Here is a 23,021-nt window from a genome sequence, read left to right on the forward strand (position 1 = left end):
CGATGTCGCGCTGGGTGCCGCGCGAGAAGCGCGGCTTCGCGCAGGGCATCACGCACGCGTTCTCGCGGGTCGGCAACGCGGTCGCGCCGGCCGCCGTCGTCGCGGTGATGGCCGTGTACGGGTGGCGCGAATCGTTCTACATCTGCGGCGTGATCAGCATCGTGTGGGTTGCGGTGTGGGCGCTCGTCTATACCGAACACCCGAAGGACCACCCGCGCATCACGCAGGCCGAACTCGATGCGCTGCCGCCGCCGAAGCAGAAGCCCGCGAACGTGCCGTGGGGCCCGCTGTTCCGCCGGATGATGCCCGTCACGATCGTGTACTTCTGCTACGGCTGGACGCTGTGGCTGTTCCTCAGCTGGATTCCGCAGTACTTCCTGCACAGCTACGACCTCGACCTGAAGAAATCGGCCGTGTTCGCGTCCGCGGTGTTCTTCGCGGGCGTGATCGGCGACACGCTCGGCGGCATCGTCACCGACCGCGTCTACGCACGCACCGGCAGCCTCAAGCGTGCGCGCAGCTGGATGGTGTCGATCTGCATGCTGCTCACGCTGCTGGCGCTGTTGCCGCTGCTGTTCACGCATCACCTGTACGTGTCGATGGCGTGCCTCGCGGCCGGCTTCTTCTTCGCCGAAATGACGATCGGGCCGATGTGGGCCGTGCCGATGGACATCGCGCCGGAATACTCGGGCACCGCGAGCGGGATGATGAATTCCGGCTCCGCGCTCGCGGCAATCCTGTCGCCGGTGATCTCCGGCTTCGTGATCGACCGCTTCGGCAGCTGGGAGCTGCCGTTCATCGGCAGCATGGTGCTGATGGGCGTGGGCGTGCTGCTCGCGTTCCGTATGCAACCGGACAGCCGCTTCGCCGATGCCCCCGCCGAACAACCGGCCGCCAATCGCTCGCCGGCCTGATGCCAACGGGGCGCTGCCGCCGGCGGCGCCCGCCTTTTTGACTGCAACGATGAACCAACAAGCTACCCACGACCTCGCCGTCCGGCTCGCCGCCGGCTGGCAACACGGCATCGCGTTCTCCGCACTGCCTTCGGAACTCGTCCCCGCCGATGCCGACGCCGCCTATGCGGTGCAGGCGCAAGTTCTCGCCGCGCGCAGCGCTGCGATCGGCGCATGGAAGGTCGGCGCGAAGCAGCCCGACGGCCCGATCCAGGGTGCGCCGCTGCCGGACGACTGTCGCCATGCGAGCGGCGTCACGCTGCCGCGCGGCGCGTTCCGGCCGCTCGGACTCGAACTGGAGATCGCGTTCCGCTTCGGCCGCGACTTCGCGCCGCGTGCGGCCGCCTATGCCGATGACGAAGTGTTCGACGGCATCGCGCAGATGGGCGCATCGATCGAGATCGTCGCGAGCCGCTTCCGCGAATGGCCGGACGTCGCCCCCGTCGCGCAACTCGCCGACCTGCAGAACCACGGCGCGCTCGTGCTCGGCGAGATGACCGGCTATCGCGACGATTTCCCGTTCGTCGCGCCGGCCCCCGCATTTTCGTTCGACGGGCAGGACATCGTCGGCTCGGCGCCGGGCACCAACCCGGCCGGCGACCCGCGCCGCCTGCTGCCGTGGCTCGTGAATCACGCGTCGCGGCGCGGCATCGCGCTGCCGGCCGGCACCGTCGTCACGACCGGCTCTTACACGGGGATGTTTTTCCCGAACGCGGCGGGCACGGCTGTCGGCCGCATACCGGGGTTGCCGCCCGTCAGCGTGACCCTCGCCTGATCCCCGCCTGCCCCTCACCCGATACCGACCGCTGCCATGACATCCGCCGTCTCGCCTTCGCTGGTTCGCCCCGTTCATCTCGTGCCGTCGCAAGGCGCCGCGCTGTCGCCGCTGTTCGCGCGGCTGCGCACGGAAATGCGCGGCGACGTCTACGCCGACCGCGCAAGCCGCGGCCGCTATGCGACCGACGCGTCGATCTACCAGATCATGCCGCTCGGCGTGGTCGTGCCGCGCGACCAGGACGACCTGCGGATCGCGCTCGACATCGCGCGCGACCGCAAGATCCCCGTGCTCGCGCGGGGCGCCGGCACGAGCCAGTGCGGACAGACGATCGGCGAGGCGCTCGTCGTCGACAACAGCAAGTGGCTGAACCGGATCGTCGAGTTCGACGCGCAGGCGCGCACCGTCACCGTCGAGCCCGGCATCGTGCTCGATCACCTGAACGCGTGGCTGAAGCCGCACGGGCTGTGGTTTCCGGTCGACGTGTCGACGGCCGCGCAATGCACGATCGGCGGGATGGCCGGCAACAACTCGTGCGGATCGCGCTCGATCGAGTACGGCAACATGGTGCACAACGTGCTCGCGATCGACGCGATCCTCGCCGACGGCAGCGAATGTCGGTTCGGTTCGCTCGCGCAGCCCGTCACCGACCGCCGCACGCTCGACCTGCTGCACGGCGTCGAACGCATCGCGAAACGCGAGCGCGACGAGCTCGTCGAGCGCGTGCCGAAGGTGCTGCGCCGCGTGGCCGGCTACAACCTCGACCTGTTCGACTGCCAGAACCCGCGCGCGTACACCGACGACGGTCACGCGAATCTCGCGCACCTGCTCGTCGGCTCGGAAGGCACGCTCGCGTACAGCCGGCAGATCACGCTGAAGCTCGCGCCGCTGCCCGCGCACAAGGCGCTCGGTGTCGTGAACTTCCCGACCTTCTACCAGGCGATGGACACCGCGCAGCACATCGTGAAGCTGAAGCCGGTGGCGGTCGAGCTCGTCGATCGCACGATGATCGACCTGTCGATGGAGAACCCGGCGTTCCGTCCGGTGATCGAGCAGGCGCTGGTCGGGCAGCCGCAGGCGATCCTGCTCGTCGAATTCGCGGGCGAATCGCGCGACGCACAACTCGCGCAGCTCGACCGGCTCGCCGAACTGATGGCCGATCTCGGCCTGCCCGACAGCGTCGTGAAGATGACCGATGCCGGCGCGCAGAAGGCGCTGTGGGACGTGCGCAAGGCCGGGCTGAACATCATGATGAGCATGAAGGGCGACGGCAAGCCGGTGTCGTTCATCGAGGATTGCGCGGTGCCGCTCGAACACCTCGCCGAATACACGCGCCGCCTGACGGACGTATTCCACAAGCATGAAACCGAGGGCACGTGGTACGCGCACGCAAGCGTCGGCACGCTGCACGTGCGGCCGATTCTCGACATGCGGCGCGACGGCGCGACGCGCATGCGCGAGATCGCCGAAGAAGCGGCGGCACTGGTGCGCGAATACAAGGGCGCGTATTCGGGCGAACACGGTGACGGGCTGTGTCGCGGCGAATGGGTCGCGTGGCAGTACGGCCCGCGTCTGAACGCGGCGTTCGCGGAAATCAAGGCGCTGTTCGATCCTGACAACCGCTTCAACCCGGACAAGATCGTCAATCCGCCTCGCATGGATGCGCGTGAACACTTCCGCTTCGCGCCCGGATATGCGGCGCTGCCGCTGCGGCCCGCGCTCGACTGGTCGGCATGGAACGTCACGCGCAATCCGCTGACCGGTGACGAAACCGCCCCGGGCTCCGGCACCGACATCACGCACGGGCTCGCGTCGGCCGTCGAGATGTGCAACAACAACGGCCACTGCCGCAAGTTCGATGCGGGCACGATGTGCCCGAGCTACCGCGTGACGCGCGACGAGCAGCACGTGACGCGCGGCCGTGCGAACACGCTGCGGCTCGCGGTGACGGGCCAGCTCGGCGCCGATGGCCTCGCCGGCGACGACGTGAAGGCCGCGCTCGACCTGTGCGTGTCGTGCAAGGGCTGCAAGCGCGATTGCCCCACAGGTGTCGATATGGCGCGCTTCAAGATCGAGGCGCGCCATGCGTGGAACCGCAAGCACGGCACGACACTGCGTGAACGGCTCGTTGCGTACCTGCCGCGTTATGCGCCGTGGGCCGCGCGGATGCGTGGTGCGATTGCGTTCGCGAATGGCATGCCGGTCGTTTCATCGTGGATGAAGCGATGGATCGGGCTCGCGCCACAGCGGGCGTTGCCTGTGTTTGCGCGGCCGTTCCTCGCGAATGCGGATGCGCTTGCGGGTGCGGGCGCGGGCGCGGGTGCGGGTGCGGGTGCCAGTGCCAGTGCCAGTGCCAGTGCCAGTGCCAGTGCCAGTGCCAGTGCCAGTGCCAGTGCGACATCAGCATCGCAAAGCGGCTCGGCCACCCGCGAAGTGCTGCTTTTCGTCGACACGTTCAGCAACTACCAGGAACCGGACAACGCGCACGCCGCGCAGCACGTGCTCGAAGCCGCCGGCTATACGGTGCATTTCAACGTTCGCGAGGGCGAACGGCCACTGTGCTGCGGCCGCACGTTCCTTGCGGCTGGGCTCGTCGACGAAGCAAAGGCCGAGGCGAAGCGCACGCTCGATACGTTGCGGCCGTACCTCGAACGCGGCGTCGCGATCGTCGGGCTGGAGCCTTCGTGCCTGCTGTCGATGCGCGACGAGTTTCTGGCATACGGGTATGGCGACGAAGCCGCACGGCTCGCGAGCCATGCGTTCCTGTTCGAGGAGTTCCTCGTACGCGAGCAGGAGGCCGGACGGTTGTCGCTGCCGTTGCATGCAATCGATGCGAAGGAAGCGCTCGTCCACGGCCACTGCCACCAGAAGGCCTTCGGCGCGTTCACACCGGTGCAGACGGTGCTGCGCTGGATTCCGGGGTTGAAGGTGTCACCGGTCGAATCGTCGTGCTGCGGGATGGCCGGCAGCTTCGGCTACGAAGCCGAACACTACGACGCGTCGCAGGCGATGGCCGAACTGTCGCTGCTGCCGGCTGTGCGGGCGCGGGCCGACGGCGCGATCGTCGTCGCGGACGGCACGAGCTGCCGGCATCAGATCCAGGACGGCGCGCAGACGCAGGCCGTGCATGTGGCGAAGGTGCTGGCGCGGGCGCTCGGCAATATCCCGTCACGCTAGCGGTACGCGCACGAACCAGCCGGTGGCATCCGCTCACCGGATGCGCGGGCCACCTCCGATCGCTCCGCATCGGGGCAGCCCGCGCCGATCACGGCATCTGCTCGCCCAGGCGAAGCTGATTCGTCACCTGCGTCACGCCGTCCACTTGCCGGGCCGCCTCCACGGCCATCGCGGCCTGCTGACCGTCGCTCACGCCGCCACGCAGCGTCACGACGCCGCTCCGGGCACGCACCACGATGCGCGTCGCATTCAGCCCGCGCGTGCGTGCGAGTGCCGCGCTGACGCGACGTGTCAGGCGCCGGTCGTCAGCTCGGCGCACCTTGTCCGCCGGTGCCCCGCTGGCAACGGTTGTCGACGCCGGGTCCGATGCGGCTCGCGCGGTGCCGGCTACGGCCACGATGCCGAGTGCCACGACGGTCGCGATCAATCCACGTTGCAAACCTTTCATTGAGTCTCCCTTCACACACGGAAAATGTCGCCGACCGCTGCTCAGAACTTCGTCATCAGGCCGATCGATGCACCCGTCATGCCACTGCCGCCCGGCCGCAAGCTGATGGCCGCGATATTGGCCGGATCGGTGCGGTACGCGCCGGAGAAGCCGTTTCGATCGAACTCCGCGTAGATCTCGGTGCGCTTCGACAGGAAGTACTCGACGACTGCATACGTCGTGAGCTTGTGCCCGTCCGCATCGCGCCGGTTGCCGAGATTGCTGCCGATGTCGTCGTACATGCCCGCCGTGAGCTGCAGGAACGGCGTGGCCTGGTAGACGACACCCAGCGACGGGATCTTGTCGCGACGATGCGGCCGGCTCGGATTCGCACTCGAAATGTCGAGGGCCGAGTAGCTCGCATCGAGCCGGCCGGCACCGATCTGCCAGGTCCCGCCCGCCATCCAGGTCTGCGCGGACTGCGTCGCGTCAGCGCTGTACGTCTTCGAGTAGGACGCACCGCCGAGCACCGTCTGGTACTGATACATCGCCGCAGCAGAAAAATTGGTTCCGGCACGCGTATTACCGGCAACACCGCCGGGCGAATAGCTCGCCGCGACACGCAGGCCGCCCAGTTCGCCGATGTATTTGATCGTGTTGTTGAAGCGGGAATCGAGCGTGAACGGATTGCCGCTCCAAAGCACACCGGGCTCGATGGCAAGCGACTGGCCGCGTCCGCCGGCCGGATCCACGACGATCCCGAAATCGGTCGCCGCATTGAACTGGCGCCCGAACGTCAGGCGCCCGAAGCCGCCCGTCACGCCCACGTAGGCCGCCTGTGAAAACAGCGTGCCGGACGTTTTCAGTGCGCCCGTGCCGCTGCTGAAGGCGCCGTCGAGCACGAACAGCGCCTTGAACCCGCCGCCCAGATCCTCTTTGCCGCGAATGCCGAAATCGTTACCCGAGATCAGGTTGTTGTTGAACCCCACGGCGCTCCCGCCCTGCATGCCATTGGTCCATCGAATCCCGCCGCCGATCTGCCCGTAGAGGGTCACGCTCGACTGCGCCACACTGATGCCCGGCAATGCGCCGAGCAATGCCATCCATGCGAATTTCCTCATCCGTCTCCTCCTGCCAGTGCCTGGCTTTATGTTTTCTTCACCGCTTCATTTCATGATTTGCATTCCGAAACAATCGATCGACACCCGCGGCCGATCGCTTCCTGTTGCTGCCGGGATCGGCGCACCGCGTGCCCGCGTGCGCCGATCCCCGTCCTCCTGGATTACTCGGCCGGCCGCCCGACGTTCTGCACGAGCGAGCTGACGTATCCCGGCCCACCCGCGCCGTCGTGCTCGACCTCGACGTACCACGCAAGGTTGTAGCCCGCCCGAAGGGTCAACGCGGCGTGCCACTCGCCGTCGCGTGCCGCCATCGGCGTCGATTGCCACGTGGCGCTGCGCCAGTCCTGCGAGACCGGGTGAAACGCATGGAACAGCCTGACACCCGACACCTGCTCCGGCTCGACGCGTGCGGCAACGTCCAGCCGGTCATCGGCCATCCCGTGCCGGACCACCGGCATGCGCGGAACGCGACGGCCGGCGAAGGTGCGGGCAAGCCACATCCGCCACGCCGCGAGATGCTTCGTGGAGACCCACGAATGCCGCACGTTGTCGATGGCGAAATAGGCCTTGTCGCCCGGCATCTCGGTCATCATGCTGTTGGGCGCGCCGAGCGCGAAGAACTCGTCGTTCGTGCCGAGCGCGACGAGGTACGCGGCCTTGATCCGGTCACGCCACAGATATGGATCGAAGTGCATCAGCATCTGGAAACCGACGGGATTGTTGAGCGCGCGCAGCATCGTCTCCGCCCCCTGAAAGCCGGGGCCCGCTCGCGACTCCGACGGCCCGGCGACGTGCGGCCCGAACTCGGCGAACTTCGTCGCCAGGTGATACAGGTTGTTCCCGCCGTGGTAGCCGCACACCATCACGCCCGCCACCCGGTCCGGGTCGGCGCCCGACGCAATGGCCACGCCAACCCCGCGTTTCGAATGGCCGAGCAGGACGGCCCGCCTGGTGCCGATGCCCGCGAGCGAATGCAGCAGCGTGATGGCACGCAGATACGCCTTGGCGATCGGGTAGTACCCGTTCCAGGTCAGGTCGCCGGTCTCCAGCATCTTCTTCAGCGCATAGCCGGTGAAATCCGATTCGTCGAGGCCGAACGGGCAATCGGCCGGATTCGCGAAGATCATGATCGGCATCCCGAGGTCGAGCGCGGTGCCTTCCGCGTATTCGCCCTCGGTGTCGAGCGTCGTGCCCGGAATGACGCGCCGGGCCCATTCCGCGGGCTCGAAGGCCTGGCGCTCCGTGCCGATGATGCCGGCCGCGCCGTCGCCGTCATAGCCGTCGGGCACGTAGATGCGGGCGGGATGCCGCCAGACGAGCCCGTGCCATTGCTGGCTGGTGAAGGTCAGCTCGATGACGCGAACCCGGCGCCCGGCGCGATGCCGGCTCTCGCGCACGTCATCCGAGACGATCTCGGGCTGCAGCGTCGATTCGTCGAGCAATTCGGCTTTGTCGAAGAAGGGGGCCGGCCCCAGCACCGGCTTCGTGTCGGTGAACGTCTGATTCATGAGCGGAGTTCCTGGTTGATGAGTGCCGCTTCGGCGGCCTTGGGACGAATGACGCAAGCGAACAGCAGCACCACGGCGACGAGCGCGAGCGCGACGAGATAGAGCGCCGGGTCGAGGCTGCCCGTCCGCACACGGATCGCGCCGAACAGCGCGGAACTCACGCCGGATGCCGCGCCCATGCTCGAGATCAGCGCAACGCCGGCAGCAGCCGCGTCGCGCGGCAACAGGCGCGTCGCAATCGCCCAGAGCACCGGGTAGGCAGACGCGATGCCGCTGGTCGCCACGATGGCGCCGGCCATGACGCCGGGCAGCGCACCGTGCGAGACGGCCATCGTGCACAGTCCCGCAATGCCCGTGCCGACCGCGACGATGAAATGTCCGTAGCGCTCGCGGCGCCGGTCCGAACGGCGGCCGTACCAGACCATCGCGATCGTGCCGATCAGGTTCGGGATCACGACATACAGGCCGACGTGCTGCAGGTTCGTGACGCCGGTCGCCTCGATGATGGACGGCAGCCAGAAAATCAGCAGGTTGGTTGCGCACCCGAGCGAGAACGTCGTGAAGCCCAGCAGATAGACGCACGGCTCCCGCAGCGCGGCGCGCAACGGATGGCGGGCAGCAGGCAGGCCATCGGTCGCGCCAAGCGCCTGCTGCACGATGCGGCGCTCGTCGGACGACAGCCAGCGTGCGTGTTCGGGGCCTTCGGGCAGCACCCGGTACGCGATCACGCCGAGCACGATGCTCGGCACGCCCTCCAGCAGCATCAGCCATTGCCAGCCGTCGAGCCCCGCCACGCCACTCATCGAGTTCAGCACCCAGCCCGATACCGGCCCGGTCACGAGCCCGGCCGCGGCGGCGGCCGTCATGAACAGCGCAATGACTTTCGCGCGGCGCTCGGGCGGAAACCAGAACGTGAGATACACCACGACGCCGGGGAAGAATCCCGCCTCGAACGCGCCGAGCAGGAAGCGTAGCGTGTAGAACTGGCCCGGTGTCCTGACGAACATCGTCGCGGCCGCGACCACGCCCCACAGCACCATGATCCGCAGCAGCGTGCGGCGCACGCCGACCCGCCGCAGCATCAGGTTGCTCGGCAGCTCGAACATCAGGATGCCGACGAAGAACGCCGAGGCCGCGACGCCGTATGCCGCGTCGGTGAATCCGAGCGCCCCCTGCATCTGCAGCTTCGCGAGGCCGATATTGTTGCGATTGACGAACGCGGTCAGATAACACAGGAACAACAGCGGCACGAGACGTCTCGTAATGCGTGCGAACACCCGGTCCGCATCGCTGCGTGCGGCCCTGCCGCCGCCGTCCGTCGAGCATTCCATTCCGGTATTCATGCCGACGCGCCTCCGTCAGGTCGCGACGCGTGCACGCGATAGCCCAGGCCCGGTGACAGCACGCTGCAATCGCCGTCGGACAACATGACGGATTCGAGCGCGTCGTGGTTCATCGCGTCGTCGACGAACTCGACGATCGTGCGCACCTTCGCGCATGCCACGCCGACGCCCGCGCAGGCCGCCTCGAGGTCGGCTGCACGCCATTCACGAATCGCGGTGGCCAGTGCGTCGCGCAACGCCGCCGGGTCGCTGGCGCGCAGGAATGCTGCCGGCCCGCCGGCATCCAGCGGCGGATCGAAATAGCGGGGATCGCGTGCAATGTCGGCGCGCCCGAGGACACCGAGCGCGGCCGCCAGTTGCCGGGGCGTGTTGGCGCCAAGCGCGACCCAGCCGTCCTGGGTGGCGAACAGGTCCGCTGCCGGACTGCCCGAGTAGCCCTGGTTGCCGACCCGTGGCGGCGCAACGCGGCCAGTGAGCGCCTGGCAGGCGAACGGATACATCAACTGCAACGCGGCGCCGGTCATCGACACGTCGAGATAACGCCCGAGACCGGTTGTATCCCGCTCGCGCAGCGCGGCCAGGATCGCCATCGCAGCGACGAGCCCCGTGCCGGCATCGACCACCGGAAAGCCCGTCTTGACCGGCGGCTCGCCTTCGCGGCCGGCCATCAGCGTCATGCCCGTCGCCGCCTGGACGACGTGGTCGTAGGCCGGCCGGTCCCGCCACGCCCCGGTGTTTCCCCAGCCGCTGATCGCGCAGTAGACGAGCCCGGGATTCAGCGCCCGCAGCGGGCCGTCGCCCAGGCCGAACCGGTCGAGCACGCCCGGCCGCAGGCTGTCGACCAGCACGTCGGCTTCACGTGCGAGTTCGAGCGCCTGGTCGCGGTCGCCTGCGTCGCTCAGGTCCAGTTCGATGGAGCGCTTGCCGGCATTCAGCGCGACGAAGCCCATCCGGCCATTGCCGCGACGCATCACGTCGCCGCCGTTGCGGTTCTCGATCTTGACGACCTCGGCGCCGAGCTGTGCCAGGTGGAACGTCGCCAGCGGGCCCGCGATAACGTGCGTGAAATCCAGCACGCGAATCCCGGCGAGCGGTTTGAATGTCGTCATGTCCGCGCTCCCGTCGCTCGTTTCGCGACTGTCCGGCGCTGCGGCGACCCGGTCGGCTGCCGTTGCCGGTCCCCTGCTTGTCCCAACCCCTTGCGCATGTCTGTCTCCATTAGGTCGAGTCGCTATTGTGGGCACGTTGCGCTTTCAGGAAAATTGAAGATTCATGAACCAGCATTCCGAAAACATGAATCCCGACCTGATTTCCGGGCGACGCAATGCGGGCAATTTCCTGCGGCTGCGGCACTTGCGCATGCTTGAACTGGTCGCGGACGGCGGCTCGCTCGCCGCGGCCGCACGCACGCTGCACCTGTCCCAGCCGGCGATCACGAAAATGCTGCAGGAGATGGAAGCGGTGTTCGGCACGATGCTCGTGACGCGCGGCGCGCGCGGCGGACGGCTGACCGCCGACGGCGAAGCCGTCCTGCAGCGCCTGCGGATCGCGCTCGCGCAATTCGACGTCGCGTTGGCCGGCGACGGCAACGACGACGGCCGGCCGCTGCTGCGCATCGGCATGCTGCCCGTGGTCAGCGTCGCGCTGTTGCCGCAGATCATGCGGAACCTGACACGGGACGCCCCCGCGCCACGGCTCACGGTCATGGAATCGAACGTCTCGGGGCTGCTGGACGCGCTGTCCGCCGGACGGATCGACTGCATCATCAGCCGCCCGGACGCGGAAGCGTTGGCGAAGCTCGACGGGCTCGACGTCACGATTCTTCCGGTGTACGAAGAACCGCTGGCGATTGCGTGTCCGCTCGCGCACCCGTTCGCCGATGCGCGACGCATCTCGACGGAGCAGCTGCAGCGCGAAGACTGGATCGTCCCGCATGCCGGCACCGACACCCGCCGCGCATTCGACGCGCTGTTCGTCGATCACGGCCTGATGCCGCCGCGCCCGCTCGTCGAATCGATGTCGTTTCACACGAACCTGCAGATGGCCGACGCGCTCGGCGCGCTGACCGTCGCGCCACAGTCGGCCGTGCTGCACTATGCGCGCATGGGCGTGATCCGCAGCGTCGGCGGTTTTCCGGTCATGCCGGTGGGGGAAATCGCGCTGATCCATCTCGCGACGATGGTCGGCCTGCCCGCGCTGCAGCGGTTTCGCGATGCGGTCGAAGCTGCGCGTCGTTGATGCGCGGCTATCGCGGGGGGGCTTGCAGCCGCATCATCGAGAAATCCACTTGGTATGCAGTCGGTTCACGCCGAAGTCGCCGAGGGCCGCCGCACACGCATTACCGCGCATCACTGCACATCACTGCGCGTCGCCGATCCCGCCCATCAGCATCATCAGTTGCTCGCGCAGCCACCGGCTGCCCTGGTCCTGATCGGCGCTGCGATGCCAATAGCAGAAGTATTCGAGGGCCGGCATCTCGAACGGCAGTTCGAGAATGCGCGCCGGATAGCGCTGCAGCAGCCGCAGCGGCGCCGTCAGCGCGAGATCGCCGCGCATCGCGATCAGCGGCGCGACCATGTAGTGCTGCACGCGCATCTGGATGGTGCGGCGCAGCCCGAGGCGTGTCAGTTCCGCGTCGACGTAACCGCTGCCCTTGCGGCGGCTCGACACGTGGATGTGCCCCATCGCAAGGTAGTCGTCCATGGTGAGCGTGTCGCCCTTGAACGGGTGATCGTCGCGGATCATGCACGCATAGCGGTCGCGCACGAGCAGCGCCTGGTGCAGGTGCGGATCGCCGATCAGCGGCGCGTCGATCGCGATGTCGACGGAGCCGTTCGCGAGCGCGGTCGCGACTTCGCGGCGGTCCATCGTGTAGCTGCGCACGTGCATGCCGGGCGCATGCGTCTGCAGCAGTTCGCCGAGCGCGGGCAGCAGCAGCGCTTCGGTCAGGTCGCTCATGCTCATCCGGAACACGCGCGTCGACGACGCCGGATCGAACACGTCGCCTTCATGCGCGCTCGAATCGAGCAGCTGCATCGCCTCGCGCACGCGGCCGACGATGTTCTCGGCCAGCGGCGTGGGCATCATCCCGGCCGGCGTGCTGACGAACAGCGGATCGTTCAGGGTCTTGCGCAGCCGCGCCAGCGCGTTGCTGACGGCCGGCTGCGTGAGGTTCAGCACCTCGGCCGCGCGCGTGAGGTTGCGCTTGGTGTAGATCGCGTCGAATACGACGAACAGGTTCAGGTCAATCTTCGAAAGGCGCATCGCCGGATCTCCTTGCCGGCATCTTACGGCGTGCGCCTCCCGTTCGTCCACGGCCCTGCGCATCGTGGCGCGATGCTCAGCCGCGCAGCGGCGGCGTCAGGTACGGGGCCGTCGAACCCGGCTCGCCGCCCTGGATTTCCATCCGCGCGATTGCCTGCAGGTGCACCTCGTCCGGGCCGTCGGCGAAGCGCAGCGCGCGGCCCCAGGTCCAGTGGTCGGCGAGCGGCGTATCGGGGCTCAACCCCGCCGCGCCGAACACCTGCATCGCGCGGTCGCACACGTCCGTATAGACGGTCGGCACCAGCGCCTTGATCATCGAGATTTCCTTGCGGGCGGCCTTCGCGCCGACCTTGTCGATCATCCACGCGGCCTTCAGCACCAGCAAACGCGCCTGCTCGATCTCGATGCGCGAGCGCGCGATCCATTCGCCGACCGTGCCGTGCTTGTTCAGCGGCTTGCCGAACGCGACGCGCGACTGCGCGCGGTCGACCATCAACTCCAGTGCGAGCTCGGCCGCGCCGATCGAGCGCATGCAGTGGTGGATGCGGCCCGGCCCGAGGCGGGCCTGCGCAAGCGCGAAGCCGCTGCCTTCCGTGCCCAGCAGGTTGCTCGCCGGCACGCGCACGTTGTCGAACGTGATCTCGCAGTGCCCTTCCGGCGCATAGTGATTGACCACCGTGATGTTGCGCACGATCGTCACGCCCGGCGTGTCGCGCGGCACGAGGATCATGCTTTGCTGCTGGTGCGACGCGGCCTCGGGATCGGTCTTGCCCATCACGATGAAAATCTTGCAGTTCGGGTGCGCGGCGTTCGTGATGAACCACTTGCGGCCGTTGATCACGTACTCGTCGCCTACGCGCTCGATGCGCGTCGTGATGTTTGTCGCATCCGACGATGCCACGTCAGGCTCCGTCATCGCGAATGCCGAGCGGATCTCGCCGCGCAGCAGCGGCTTCAGCCACTGTTCGCGCTGCTCCGGCGACGCGAACATGTGCAGCAATTCCATGTTGCCGGTGTCGGGCGCGTTGCAGTTGAACACTTCCGACGCCCAGCCCACTCGCCCCATGATCTCGGCGAGCGGCGCGTATTCGAGGTTCGTCAGGCCCACGCCGGGCTCGTCGTCCTTCAGGTGCGGCAGGAACAGGTTCCACAGCCCTTCCGCCTTCGCGCGCTCCTTCAGTTCCTCCATGAACGACACGGGATACTGGCCCGCGTGCACTTCCTCGTTCCACTGGCGAATGCGCGGCACGATGTGCGCGTCCATGAATGCGCGCACGCGGCTGCGCAGTTCTTCCACTTTCGGGGTGTAGCCAAAATCCATGATCGACTCCTCGATTCCGTTCGTTCGGTTTCGTCAGAAGGCCGAGACACCGCCGTCGACGGCGACGGCCTGCCCGGTCAGATAAGTGTTTTCCTTCGCGCACAGCGTCAGCATCGTCGCGACGATTTCCTCGGGCCGGCCGAGCCGCTTCATCGGCGAGCCCTGCGCGAGAAAGTCCTGGCGGTCGCCGATATCGCTGTCGGTGACCATCGGCGTCGTGCTGTAGAACGGGCACACCGCATTCACGCGAATGCCGTGGCGCGCGTATTCGATGGCCGCCGTCTTCGTGAGCCCGACCACCGCATGCTTCGACGCCGCATAGGCGGCCAGCTTCGGCGCGCCGCCGAGCCCGGCCATCGACGCGACGTTCAGGATCACGCCTGCGCGCTGCGCGAGCATCTGGCGGATCTGGTGCTTCATCCCGAAGAACACGCCCTTCGCGTTCACCGCGAAGCTCAGGTCGAGATCGGCCTCGTCGGTGTCGATCAGCGCCTTCATCGGCGGTGCGATGCCCGCGTTGTTGATGCCGACGTCGAGCCGGCCGAAACGCTCGGCCGCCGCGTGCACCAGCGCGGCCACTTCCGCTTCGATACGCACGTCGCAGCGCTGCGCGATCACGTCGGCGCCGGCCGCGCGCAGCGGCGCGGCCACGCGTTCGAGCGCGTCGACGTTCAGGTCGCCGAGCGCGAGCCGCGCGCCCATCGCGGCCAGCTCGCTTGCGAGCAACGCGCCGAAGCCGCTCGCGGCGCCGGTGATCATCACGGCTTGCCCGGCGTAGCTGTCGATCTTCATCGCGCGCTCAGATCGTCAGGCCGCCATCGACGACGATGCATTCGCCGTTCGTGTAGCTCGCCGCATCCGACACGAGATACAGCACCGTGCCGGCCATTTCGCGCGGCTCCGCATGGCGGCGCAGCGGGATCTTCCCCATCCAGGTCTCGTAGATGTCCTTGTCGGCGAACAGCGCGCCCGCGAACTTCGTCTTCGTGAGACCCGGCAGCAACGCGTTCACGCGGATGCCGAGCGGCCCGCATTCCTTCGCGAACGCCTTCGTCATGTTGACGACCGCGGCCTTCGTGATCGAGTAGATGCCCTGCCGGTCGCCCGGCTGCAGCGCGTTCACCGACGCGGTGTTGACGATCGCGCCGCCGCCGTGCGTCTTCATCAGCTTGCCGGCCTCGACCGACATGAAGAAGTAGCCGCGGATGTTCACGTCGACCGTCTTCTCGTACGCGGCGAGGTCGGTATCGAGGATGTGCCCGAAATACGGGTTCGCGGCTGCGTTGTTCACGAGGATGTCGAGGCGGCCATGCTTGCCGCGGATGTGCTCGAACGTCGCGGCGATGTCTTCGAGCCGCCCGACGTGGCAGGCCAGCGCCTCGGCGCGGCCGCCTGCCGCGACGATCTCGTCGGCCACGGCCTGGCAGTCGTCGAGCTTGCGGCTCGACACGATCACGTGCGCGCCCTGCTCCGCGAGCAGTTTCGCGATTTCCTCGCCGATGCCGCGGCTCGCGCCCGTCACCAGGGCGATCTTGCCCGTCAGGTCGAACAGATTCGTTGCCATGTTGCTGTGCTCCTCCATTGATGTGTTGTCGTGCCGCCGCGCGGTGAAACCCGCGATGTCAGCGATGCGCGTCGATCACGCCGACGGCCAGTTCGGCGAGCCGCCCGGCCATCTCGCCAACACGCAGCGCCTGTTCGCTCGACGCATTGCCCTGCAGCGCGCGCGCCTTCACGCCCTGCGCGATCGACGCGAGCCGGAAGAAACTGAAGGCGAGGTAGAAATGCCAGTCGCGGATCGGCTCGATGCCGCGCAGTTCGCAATAGCGCGCGACGATCGCCGCTTCGTCCGGCACGCCGAGTTCCGCGCGATCCTGGCCCGCGAGCCCGCGCACCTGCCCGCCGGACGGCAGCCGCAGGCACATGCAGAGATACGCGAGATCGGCGAGCGGGTTGCCGAGCGTCGACAGTTCCCAGTCGAGCACGGCCTGCACGCGAAAGCTGTCGCGCGCGAACATCAGGTTGTCGATCCGGAAATCGCCATGTACGAGGGTCGGCCGGCCCGTGTCGGCCGGGCATGCCTTCGGCAGCCAGTCGATCAGCGTCTCCATCGCGTCGAGCCGCTCGGTTTCCGCCGCGCGGTACTGCTTCGTCCACACGCCGATCTGGCGCTCGAAGTAGTTGCCGGGGCGGCCGTAGTCGGCAAGGCCCACCGCATCGACATCGACGTCGTGCAACGCAGCCATCGTCTGCAGCAACGCGTCGTAGCACGCCGCGCGATCGGCCTTCGGCAGTTCCGGCAGCGCAGGATCCCAGAAGATCCGGCCGTCCTCGTAGCTCATCACGTAGAACATGCTGCCGATCACGTCGCGGTCTTCGCAGAGGTGATACGGACGCGCGACCGGCACCGCGGTGCCCGACAGCGCGCTCAGCACGCGGAATTCGCGGTCGACCGCATGCGCGGACTTCAGCAGTTCGCCCGGCGGCTGGCGGCGCAGCACGTAGCGGCCGCTTTTCGCGTGCAGCAGGAAAGTCGGATTCGACTGGCCGCCGGCAAACTTCTCCAAGTCGACCGGGCCTTCGAAGCCCGGCACGTGCGCTTCCAGATAGCGCGTGAGGCGGGCTACGTCGAGTTGCTGGGTAGGGTTCGTCATCGTCGCGATCGTTCGTGGGTCAGCCGTAGGTTCGCAGCGCGTGTCGTTCGGGATCCTCCAGATGCGGGATGCCGTTGAACGACGCGAGGTGGAACGCATCGGCGTTGAAGAAAAACTGCGAAAGACTGCTGTTGCGGATCTGCAGGTTCAGTGCGATCGCGCTCGCGGGCGGGGCGGCCAGCACCTGCTGCACGGTGACCGCGATCGGGCCGCCGGAGCTCACCGCCAGCACGCGCTGGCCGCCGCCGTGGCGGATCGCCGCGCGGGCCTCGGCCACGCGCTGTTGGAAGTGCGCCCAGGTCTCGGGGGCCGAATCGCCGAGCTTGTCTTCCGACCAGAGCTGCAGCACCTGCCGGAGTGCGCGGAAATGCTCCTTCATCGAGCCGGCCGCGAGACGGGCGATGTCCGGGTAGTCGTGCGCGGCGGCGGCGAACAGGCCGTGGAAGTCGTATTCGTTCAGGCCGGGGTGGCGGTCGACTGGCGCGCCTTCGCGGCCCATCCCGCGCAGGATCGCGTCGACCGTCTGCGCGTGGCGGTTCAGCGTGCCGCAGATCACGCGGTCGAATGTGAGCGCTTGCTGCGCGAAGTATTCGCCGAGCCAGACACCCTGCTGCTCGCCCGCCGCGGACAACCGGTCGTAGTCGTCCGTGCCGAAGGACGCCTGCCCGTGCCGTACCAGAAAAAGTTCAGCCATCGCATGCCCGCCAGATCAGAAGGATTCAGCATAGGGGGCAAGGACGCATTTTTAAACTTTATTTTCTGAATCCGGGGGTATTCATTTCGTGAATTCATCCCCTCTCCAGACCTGGCCATTGCCCGGCGCGCGCCATCGCGGCACACGCATTGCTCCAGTCGCCTCCGGCGGGAGAACCGCGATGTCCAATCCGTTCCAGGAGGGGTGCGATGCTCGGTACGATCCTTATCGTCATACTGATTCTCATACTCGTCGGTGCATTTCCTGCATGGCCCCATAGCCGAAGTTGGGGCTATTGGCCGTCGAGCACCGTCGGGATGATCGTCATCATCGTCGTGATACTGGTGCTGCTGGATCGCATCTGAGGCCGCGGCACGCGAGCCGGCAGGCCGAGTCCCGTATGAAACAATGGCGACCGGCCCTGCCGGCCATTCCCGAAGCGCCCCTCCCGGCGCCGGGAGGGCCGGCAGTCGATTCACGGGCATGACGCGCGAGACAAGCCCTCCATGACCTCCAACGACGAAACGAAGCTGGACCCGGCGGCAGGTTCGGACTGGTGGTGCACATTCGACGATCCGTCACGCGCGTGCGATACGGATCACGCACGCATCCAGGCGGAACTTGAAATCGAAATCCACCCGGACCATCCGTTCTACCGGCGCAATCTCAAGGTGATCGCCCACGCATTGGGATGCGATGACGTGATCTGCACCCACATCGACGAGCCCGGCCGTTATTCGGTGCTGCATCTCACCTGGGGCGGGCGCCCCGAGATCGGCACCTGCCCCACCATCGATTTCGATGGCGACCGGCACGGTGTCGCGAAGTATTTCGACTATCCATAGCGTGCTCACCACGCGTCCGGCGTCGTTGCGTTACGCTTCCGGACACGCCCGCAGCCGCTTGCGCTCAGCCTCCGCTCCTGCCTCTCACTCACAGCGCCATGACCGAAGCCCTCAACCCGAACTACTTCGAATCCGTCGCCACCAGTTTCGACAAGCAGCACGCGATGCGCCTGATCCAGGCCAGGATGCCGCTGATCGACATCGGACGGACCGAGATCCACGTCCCGCACTGGGAGGGCATCGAACAGCAGCACGGTTTCGTCCACGGCGGCGTGGTGGGCATGATCGCCGATTCGGCCGCAGGCTATGCAGCGATGACCACGGTGGCCGCCGATGCGTCGGTGCTCACCGTCGAATACAAGATCAACCTCGTCGCGCCTGCGGCGGGCGACAAGCTGATCGCCCGTGGCGAGGTGGTCCGGCCGGGGCGGACGCTGATCGTGACCAAGGCGGAAGTCTTCGCCGTCACCGGCGACAAGGAAACGCTGTGCGCGGTCATGCAGCAAACCATCATGGTGATGCACGACAAGCGCGATCGCGCTTGACGCAACACAGCGCAGCGCCGCGCCGCGCCGAGCAGCAACGAAGCGGCGCCGGCGTGCAAATCGGCGTGTCATTCATCGGGCGAATGCCCCGGACGTAGCCGCCCGGGGGCGCATGCCCGTTACTGCGAGCCTTCGAGGCGCAACTGCAACCGGCTTTTCACGGACGTGACACCCGGCACCTGGCGGGCCGCATCCACCGCGACCTGATCCTGCGACTGGTCCGTGATCTGCCCGGCCAGCGTCACGTCGCCCGTCTTCGCCTTTGCAAATACGGTGACCTGTGCGCCGCCGATGCCGGGCGCCTTCGTGATCGCCTGGCGGACTTTCTTCGCGAATGCGCGATCGGCCGCGCGATCGGCCTTCTTCGCGGACCGTGCCGCCGCCGCCGCCGACGGCGACGGCGACGGCGACGGTGACGGTGACGTGACGGACGACGCAGCCGGCGACGTGGTGACGTGTTGCGGGCCGGACACGTCCGCATTGGGCGCACCGGATTGCGCATGAACCAGGATCGGCGACAGCGCGACACAACCTGCAACGACGGCAAGACGAATCTTCATCGAATTCTCCTCAAGGAACGAACGGAAACTGCGGGGGAAAGCGGTCAGGCCGCCGCACCCGACATCGCACGGGTGCACGCACGGCCGCGCGGCGCGGCGATCGATTCGAGCGCGTGTTCGTCGGCCGCCAGCGCGGGCGACAGCGTCGCGCGCAGGTGGTCGAGGAAGGTGCGGATCTTCGCATCCACGAAGCGGCGGGACGCAAACATCGCGTAGACGTCGAGCATCGTCAGCCGGTAATCGGGCAGCACGCGGACGAGCCGCCCGCTGCGCAAATCGTCGATGACCGAGTAAATCGCGAGCGAGCCGATGCCCAGCCCCGCACGCAGCGCGATCGACAGCGCTTCCGGCGCATTCGCGTGGAACGGCGCGGCCAGCACCGCGTGCGTCACGACCTCGCCGTCGCCGCCGTGCAGGTGCCATTCGCCATTCGCGTCGGCGGGCGTATCGAGGCACAGGCACGTATGGCCCGCGAGTTCGGCCGGGTTGCGCGGCGTGCCGTGCCGCGCGAGATAGGCCGGCGACGCCACCAGCACGCTGTAGCTCCGGCCGCACGAGTGCGCGATATAGCCGGAATCGGGCAGGCTCGACGCGGTGACGACCGACACGTCGTACCCTTCTTCGACGAGATTCGGCAGCCGCTGCGAGTACGTCATTTCGACGGACACCTCGGGATAAAGCGCCTGATACGCGACAGCCGACGCGGTCACGTGGCTCTGCCCGAGCCCCGGCATCGTATGCACGCGCAGCCGCCCGTACGGGCGGACCAGTGCATTGCGCGCTTCGGCGTTCGCCTGGTCGACATCGCCGAGAATCGCCAGCAGCCGTTCGAAATAGCGCCGCCCGCTGTCGGTCAGCGCGATCTTGCGGGTCGTGCGGTTCAGCAGACGGATCTGCGCGTAGTCCTCCAGGCTGGCGACGGCCCGCGACACCTGCGCGGTCGCGATGTCGCCCTGCCTCGCGACGGCGGTGAAGCTGCCGGCCTGCACGACACGCACGAAGGTCCGCATGTTTTCAAGCATGTCCATTTCGATTCATCGTCCATCGCGGCCGGCGCGCCATCCGCCACGCGCACGACCGGGCCAACCCGCGCCCGGCCGCGCGACGCAGCCTCGGTTTAGAACCGCAGCCCGCCACGCATCGACCGGCCCCAGGGCCATCGATCGCGCCGCGCGCCGTCATGTTCAGTGGTACCGATTGTCGCCATTCGCCGCGAAGCGTTCAGCCCCCCGTCCGGGGGGCTGAAGCGCGGGCCGGTCATGTGGAATGCTTGTCGTCTGTGGCGGACGCCGGCGTGCGCAGCACGATCTTGCCGATGTGGCGGCCGGAATCCATCAGCGCGTGCGCCCCGCTCGCATCGCGAAGATCGAAGGTCCGGTAGACCTGCGGCTTCACCGTGCCCTGCCGGATCAGCGGCCACACGGCTTCCTCCAGCTCGCGGATGAGCTGCGCCTTCTCCTCGTAGGTACGCGAGCGCAGCGTCGAGCCGATGTGCGTGAGGCGCTTGGTCAACATCGGGAACAGGTCGAGCTCCTTCGCGGGCCCGTTGATCACGCCAATCTGGACGATGCGGCCGTTCATCGCGGCGGCCGCGAAATTGCGCGCGACGTAGTCGCCGGCGATGATGTCGACGATTACGTCCACACCCTTGCCGTCGGTGAAGCGCTTGACCGCGTCGACGAAATCCTCGTTGCGGTACTCGATCGCGAGATCCGCGCCGAGCCGCAGGCTCGCGTCGCGCTGCGCTTCCGAGCCCACCGTCGTGATGATCGTCGACGCGCCGAACGCCTTCGCCAGCATCGTCGCGGTCGTGCCGATGCCCGACGCGCCGCCGTGAATCAGCACGCTGTCGCCGGCGGCGAACCGGCCGCGCTGGAACAGGTTCAGCCAGACCGTCATGAAGGTTTCGGGCATCGCGGCCGCTTCCGTCATGTCGAGGCCGTCGGGAATCGCGAGCGTATTGCTCTCGTTCGCCACCGCGTATTCCGCGTAGCCGCCGCCCGGAATCAGCGCGCAGACTTCGTCGCCGATCGCGAAGCGCGTGACGTCGCGGCCGACCGCGACAACTTCGCCGGCAACCTCGAGGCCGGGAATGTCGGACGCGCCGGGCGGCGGATCGTACAGCCCCTTGCGCTGGAATACGTCGGGGCCGTTCACGCCGGCCGCATGAATGCGGATCAGCACTTCGTCGTGGCCCGGCGACGGCACGGGGCGCGTGGTCGGCACGAGCACGTCGGGGCCGCCGGGACGCACGATTTCGATCGCCGTCATGTCGGCGGGCAGGGGTTTCACGTCATCACTCACGATATGATCCTCAACGTTCGTCGATGCGCGGCCGATTCGCGGATCATCCTCGAATCGCGGCATCGCAATGGGTGTGAAGACAGTCTAGGGACGGTGCCGCTCGCAGGCACGCAGTGAATTGCCGAACGAGGAATGCAAAAATGCATCAGTCAGCACAAGCGATGAACTGGGACGACGCACGCGTGTTCCTCGCGATTCATCGCGAACGCACGTTGCGCCGCGCGGCGCAAACGCTCGGGGTCGACCAGGCGACGGTCGGGCGCCGGCTCGCGCAACTCGAGCACATGCTCGGCGCCACGCTGTTCCTGCGCTCGTCGAAGGGCTACCTGACTACGCCGGTCGGCGAGCTGGCGCTGCGCGCCGCCGAGGCGATGGAACAGCATGCGCACGAGCTCGTCCGGCTGACGCAGGGCGTCGACCGGCGGCTCGCCGGCGAGGTCAAGATCACGACGACCGATGCGCTCGCGCTCGAATTCGTGATGCCGTCGATCGCGCGGCTGCATGCGAAGCATCCCGACGTATGCGTGTCGCTGAACACGGCGACTCAAGTCCTGAACCTGGCGAAACGGGAGGCCGACATCGCGGTGCGCACCGTGCGGCCCGACAACCCCGATCTCGTCGCGCGCCGCCTCGCCTGCTGGGACATGGGCCTGTTCGCTTCGCACGACTATCTGCAACGGCACGGCGAGCCCGCGCACGGAAGCGCGTTCGCGGGGCACGACCTGGTCGTCTACCAGCCGTATGTCGACGCGAGCCGGAAGCCGGCGATCGCCGGCGAGCCGATCGCTGCCGGGCGCATCGTCGGGCGGATGAATTCGAGCCTGATGATGCGCGCCGCGCTACGTTCGGGCCTCGGCATCGGCGAAGTGCCGGTGCACATGGGCGAACGCGACGGCCTCGCCCGCATCTGGCCCGAGCAGACGCGGGAAGCGCCATACGAAGTCTGGCTCGTCACGCATCGCGACCTGCGCCACACCGCACGTATCCGCGCGACGATCGACGAGATCGTGGCCGCGTTCGACGCGCATCGATGAGCCGGTCGCACCGGGGCAACGCCGGCGCGCCGCCCGCCACCGCCTATTCGTCGCCGACGCGCGTGCGGGACGACGCATCGAGCGCCAGCCCGCTGCGCACGGCCTGGATGCGCGACGTGACGTTGAGCTTCTCGAAGATGTTCTTCAGGTGCCACTTGATCGTCTCCGGCGCAACGCGCAGCGCGCGGGCGATCTCCTTGTTCGACAGGCCACGCGCGACGTAATCGAGAATCTCGACTTCACGCGCGCTCAGGTTGCCGGCCGTGCCGGGCCGCGCGGCCGGCGCGGCATTCGACGCCCGGTCCGCGTCGAACGCGCGCGCGAGTTCGCGCAGATACCACGCGCCGACCGCCGGAAACCGGTCGGCCCGCTTCAGCGTGACGGGCGCGAGCGGGCGAATCGGCGCAACGCGCACCAGCGTGCCGGCAGCCAGATCGGCGTCGGCGAGATACGCGGGCAGCACCGCAGCGCCCATGCCGGCCACCGCCAGCCGCCG

The 23,021-nt window shown here is 67.7% G+C and carries 23 protein-coding genes; 8 read left to right on the forward strand and 15 right to left on the reverse strand.

What is annotated here, in order from left to right:
- The 3 genes from G3O00_RS25170 to G3O00_RS25180 all read left to right on the forward strand — a co-directional run.
- The coding region (locus tag G3O00_RS25170; RefSeq protein WP_206144626.1) for an MFS transporter at positions 1–914 on the forward strand (914 nt) is incomplete at its 5' end.
- Between the two features lie 49 nt (positions 915–963).
- On the forward strand, positions 964–1,728 hold the full coding sequence (locus G3O00_RS25175; protein ID WP_206144627.1) for a 2-keto-4-pentenoate hydratase: 765 nt from the start codon (positions 964–966) through the stop codon (positions 1,726–1,728).
- Between the two features lie 36 nt (positions 1,729–1,764).
- Entirely contained in the window at positions 1,765–4,905 is a 3,141-nt protein-coding gene (locus G3O00_RS25180) for an FAD-binding and (Fe-S)-binding domain-containing protein (RefSeq protein WP_206144628.1), read from the forward strand.
- Between the two features lie 88 nt (positions 4,906–4,993).
- On the opposite strand, the gene G3O00_RS25185 is transcribed toward G3O00_RS25180, so the two are convergent.
- The 5 genes from G3O00_RS25185 to G3O00_RS25205 form a co-directional block, all read right to left on the reverse strand.
- The gene (locus G3O00_RS25185; RefSeq protein WP_206144629.1) at positions 4,994–5,353 is read right to left on the reverse strand and encodes a BON domain-containing protein; all 360 of its coding nucleotides are present in this window, start codon (positions 5,351–5,353) and stop codon (positions 4,994–4,996) included.
- 41 nt (positions 5,354–5,394) lie between these two features.
- A complete protein-coding gene (locus G3O00_RS25190; RefSeq protein WP_206144630.1) occupies positions 5,395–6,453 on the reverse strand; it encodes a porin in 1,059 nt (352 codons plus the stop codon).
- A gap of 161 nt (positions 6,454–6,614) precedes the next feature.
- Positions 6,615–7,961, reverse strand: coding sequence for a PhoPQ-activated protein PqaA family protein (locus tag G3O00_RS25195; protein WP_206144631.1), 1,347 nt, complete (start codon positions 7,959–7,961; stop codon positions 6,615–6,617).
- Positions 7,958–9,304, reverse strand: a complete 1,347-nt coding sequence (locus tag G3O00_RS25200) for an MFS transporter (protein WP_206144632.1) — start codon at positions 9,302–9,304, stop codon at positions 7,958–7,960. The genes G3O00_RS25195 and G3O00_RS25200 overlap by 4 nt, the downstream gene beginning before the upstream one ends.
- Positions 9,301–10,413 carry a CoA transferase gene (locus G3O00_RS25205; protein ID WP_206144633.1) on the reverse strand — a complete coding sequence of 371 codons (1,113 nt, stop codon included), beginning with the start codon at positions 10,411–10,413 and terminating at the stop codon, positions 9,301–9,303. Before G3O00_RS25205 ends, G3O00_RS25200 begins: the two co-directional genes overlap by 4 nt.
- A gap of 163 nt (positions 10,414–10,576) precedes the next feature.
- Between G3O00_RS25205 and G3O00_RS25210 the strand changes: the two genes are divergently transcribed.
- The gene (locus G3O00_RS25210; protein WP_174929838.1) at positions 10,577–11,542 is read left to right on the forward strand and encodes a LysR substrate-binding domain-containing protein; all 966 of its coding nucleotides are present in this window, start codon (positions 10,577–10,579) and stop codon (positions 11,540–11,542) included.
- A gap of 120 nt (positions 11,543–11,662) precedes the next feature.
- Here the strand turns inward: G3O00_RS25210 and G3O00_RS25215 are convergent, their stop codons facing one another.
- The 6 genes from G3O00_RS25215 to G3O00_RS25240 form a co-directional block, all read right to left on the reverse strand.
- Positions 11,663–12,568: a LysR family transcriptional regulator gene (locus G3O00_RS25215; protein WP_011356623.1), complete on the reverse strand. Its 906-nt coding sequence runs from the start codon at positions 12,566–12,568 to the stop codon at positions 11,663–11,665.
- Positions 12,569–12,644: 76 nt separating this feature from the next.
- Complete coding sequence (locus tag G3O00_RS25220) at positions 12,645–13,889, reverse strand: acyl-CoA dehydrogenase family protein (RefSeq protein ID WP_206144634.1); 1,245 nt, start codon at positions 13,887–13,889, stop codon at positions 12,645–12,647.
- Between the two features lie 33 nt (positions 13,890–13,922).
- Entirely contained in the window at positions 13,923–14,681 is a 759-nt protein-coding gene (locus G3O00_RS25225; protein WP_206144635.1) for a glucose 1-dehydrogenase, read from the reverse strand.
- Positions 14,682–14,688: 7 nt separating this feature from the next.
- The gene (locus tag G3O00_RS25230) at positions 14,689–15,453 is read right to left on the reverse strand and encodes an SDR family oxidoreductase (RefSeq protein ID WP_043179052.1); all 765 of its coding nucleotides are present in this window, start codon (positions 15,451–15,453) and stop codon (positions 14,689–14,691) included.
- 58 nt (positions 15,454–15,511) lie between these two features.
- Positions 15,512–16,543, reverse strand: coding sequence for a phosphotransferase (locus G3O00_RS25235; RefSeq protein ID WP_174929835.1), 1,032 nt, complete (start codon positions 16,541–16,543; stop codon positions 15,512–15,514).
- Positions 16,544–16,562: 19 nt separating this feature from the next.
- Positions 16,563–17,237, reverse strand: a complete 675-nt coding sequence (locus G3O00_RS25240) for a histidine phosphatase family protein (protein WP_206144636.1) — start codon at positions 17,235–17,237, stop codon at positions 16,563–16,565.
- A 209-nt stretch (positions 17,238–17,446) separates the two neighbouring features.
- Here G3O00_RS25240 and G3O00_RS25245 point away from each other — a divergent pair, with 209 nt between their 5' ends.
- The 3 genes from G3O00_RS25245 to G3O00_RS25255 all read left to right on the forward strand — a co-directional run bounded on the left by G3O00_RS25245 (position 17,447) and on the right by G3O00_RS25255 (position 18,627).
- Complete coding sequence (locus tag G3O00_RS25245) at positions 17,447–17,602, forward strand: DUF3309 family protein (RefSeq protein ID WP_041493418.1); 156 nt, start codon at positions 17,447–17,449, stop codon at positions 17,600–17,602.
- Between the two features lie 141 nt (positions 17,603–17,743).
- A complete protein-coding gene (locus G3O00_RS25250; RefSeq protein ID WP_206144637.1) occupies positions 17,744–18,082 on the forward strand; it encodes a hypothetical protein in 339 nt (112 codons plus the stop codon).
- Positions 18,083–18,180: 98 nt separating this feature from the next.
- The gene (locus G3O00_RS25255) at positions 18,181–18,627 is read left to right on the forward strand and encodes a PaaI family thioesterase (RefSeq protein ID WP_206144638.1); all 447 of its coding nucleotides are present in this window, start codon (positions 18,181–18,183) and stop codon (positions 18,625–18,627) included.
- A gap of 119 nt (positions 18,628–18,746) precedes the next feature.
- On the opposite strand, the gene G3O00_RS25260 is transcribed toward G3O00_RS25255, so the two are convergent.
- The 3 genes from G3O00_RS25260 to G3O00_RS25270 form a co-directional block, all read right to left on the reverse strand.
- Positions 18,747–19,187, reverse strand: coding sequence for a BON domain-containing protein (locus tag G3O00_RS25260; protein ID WP_206144639.1), 441 nt, complete (start codon positions 19,185–19,187; stop codon positions 18,747–18,749).
- Between the two features lie 44 nt (positions 19,188–19,231).
- Entirely contained in the window at positions 19,232–20,215 is a 984-nt protein-coding gene (locus G3O00_RS25265; protein ID WP_206144640.1) for a LysR family transcriptional regulator, read from the reverse strand.
- Positions 20,216–20,444: 229 nt separating this feature from the next.
- Positions 20,445–21,458: an NAD(P)H-quinone oxidoreductase gene (locus G3O00_RS25270; protein ID WP_206144641.1), complete on the reverse strand. Its 1,014-nt coding sequence runs from the start codon at positions 21,456–21,458 to the stop codon at positions 20,445–20,447.
- A 173-nt stretch (positions 21,459–21,631) separates the two neighbouring features.
- Here G3O00_RS25270 and G3O00_RS25275 point away from each other — a divergent pair, with 173 nt between their 5' ends.
- Positions 21,632–22,525, forward strand: coding sequence for a LysR family transcriptional regulator (locus G3O00_RS25275; RefSeq protein WP_241025322.1), 894 nt, complete (start codon positions 21,632–21,634; stop codon positions 22,523–22,525).
- Positions 22,526–22,568: 43 nt separating this feature from the next.
- Here G3O00_RS25275 and G3O00_RS25280 read toward each other — a convergent pair.
- The coding region (locus G3O00_RS25280) for a helix-turn-helix transcriptional regulator (RefSeq protein ID WP_241025323.1) at positions 22,569–23,021 on the reverse strand (453 nt) is incomplete at its 5' end.

The sequence above is a fragment of the Burkholderia sp. Ac-20384 genome (assembly GCF_017104605.1).
Lineage (GTDB): Bacteria > Pseudomonadota > Gammaproteobacteria > Burkholderiales > Burkholderiaceae > Burkholderia > Burkholderia lata.

Bases quoted from the DNA above. Each gene is read 5' to 3' on its own strand.
- G3O00_RS25175 (WP_206144627.1), top strand. From the start codon at position 964: ATGAACCAACAAGCTACCCACGACCTCGCCGTCCGGCTCGCCGCCGGC.
- G3O00_RS25180 (WP_206144628.1), top strand. From the start codon at position 1,765: ATGACATCCGCCGTCTCGCCTTCGCTGGTTCGCCCCGTTCATCTCGTG.
- G3O00_RS25185 (WP_206144629.1), bottom strand. From the start codon at position 5,353: ATGAAAGGTTTGCAACGTGGATTGATCGCGACCGTCGTGGCACTCGGC.
- G3O00_RS25190 (WP_206144630.1), bottom strand. From the start codon at position 6,453: ATGAGGAAATTCGCATGGATGGCATTGCTCGGCGCATTGCCGGGCATC.
- G3O00_RS25195 (WP_206144631.1), bottom strand. From the start codon at position 7,961: ATGAATCAGACGTTCACCGACACGAAGCCGGTGCTGGGGCCGGCCCCC.
- G3O00_RS25200 (WP_206144632.1), bottom strand. From the start codon at position 9,304: ATGAATACCGGAATGGAATGCTCGACGGACGGCGGCGGCAGGGCCGCA.
- G3O00_RS25205 (WP_206144633.1), bottom strand. From the start codon at position 10,413: ATGACGACATTCAAACCGCTCGCCGGGATTCGCGTGCTGGATTTCACG.
- G3O00_RS25210 (WP_174929838.1), top strand. From the start codon at position 10,577: ATGAACCAGCATTCCGAAAACATGAATCCCGACCTGATTTCCGGGCGA.
- G3O00_RS25215 (WP_011356623.1), bottom strand. From the start codon at position 12,568: ATGCGCCTTTCGAAGATTGACCTGAACCTGTTCGTCGTATTCGACGCG.
- G3O00_RS25220 (WP_206144634.1), bottom strand. From the start codon at position 13,889: ATGGATTTTGGCTACACCCCGAAAGTGGAAGAACTGCGCAGCCGCGTG.
- G3O00_RS25225 (WP_206144635.1), bottom strand. From the start codon at position 14,681: ATGAAGATCGACAGCTACGCCGGGCAAGCCGTGATGATCACCGGCGCC.
- G3O00_RS25230 (WP_043179052.1), bottom strand. From the start codon at position 15,453: ATGGCAACGAATCTGTTCGACCTGACGGGCAAGATCGCCCTGGTGACG.
- G3O00_RS25235 (WP_174929835.1), bottom strand. From the start codon at position 16,543: ATGACGAACCCTACCCAGCAACTCGACGTAGCCCGCCTCACGCGCTAT.
- G3O00_RS25240 (WP_206144636.1), bottom strand. From the start codon at position 17,237: ATGGCTGAACTTTTTCTGGTACGGCACGGGCAGGCGTCCTTCGGCACG.
- G3O00_RS25245 (WP_041493418.1), top strand. From the start codon at position 17,447: ATGCTCGGTACGATCCTTATCGTCATACTGATTCTCATACTCGTCGGT.
- G3O00_RS25250 (WP_206144637.1), top strand. From the start codon at position 17,744: ATGACCTCCAACGACGAAACGAAGCTGGACCCGGCGGCAGGTTCGGAC.
- G3O00_RS25255 (WP_206144638.1), top strand. From the start codon at position 18,181: ATGACCGAAGCCCTCAACCCGAACTACTTCGAATCCGTCGCCACCAGT.
- G3O00_RS25260 (WP_206144639.1), bottom strand. From the start codon at position 19,187: ATGAAGATTCGTCTTGCCGTCGTTGCAGGTTGTGTCGCGCTGTCGCCG.
- G3O00_RS25265 (WP_206144640.1), bottom strand. From the start codon at position 20,215: ATGGACATGCTTGAAAACATGCGGACCTTCGTGCGTGTCGTGCAGGCC.
- G3O00_RS25270 (WP_206144641.1), bottom strand. From the start codon at position 21,458: ATGACGGCGATCGAAATCGTGCGTCCCGGCGGCCCCGACGTGCTCGTG.
- G3O00_RS25275 (WP_241025322.1), top strand. From the start codon at position 21,632: ATGCATCAGTCAGCACAAGCGATGAACTGGGACGACGCACGCGTGTTC.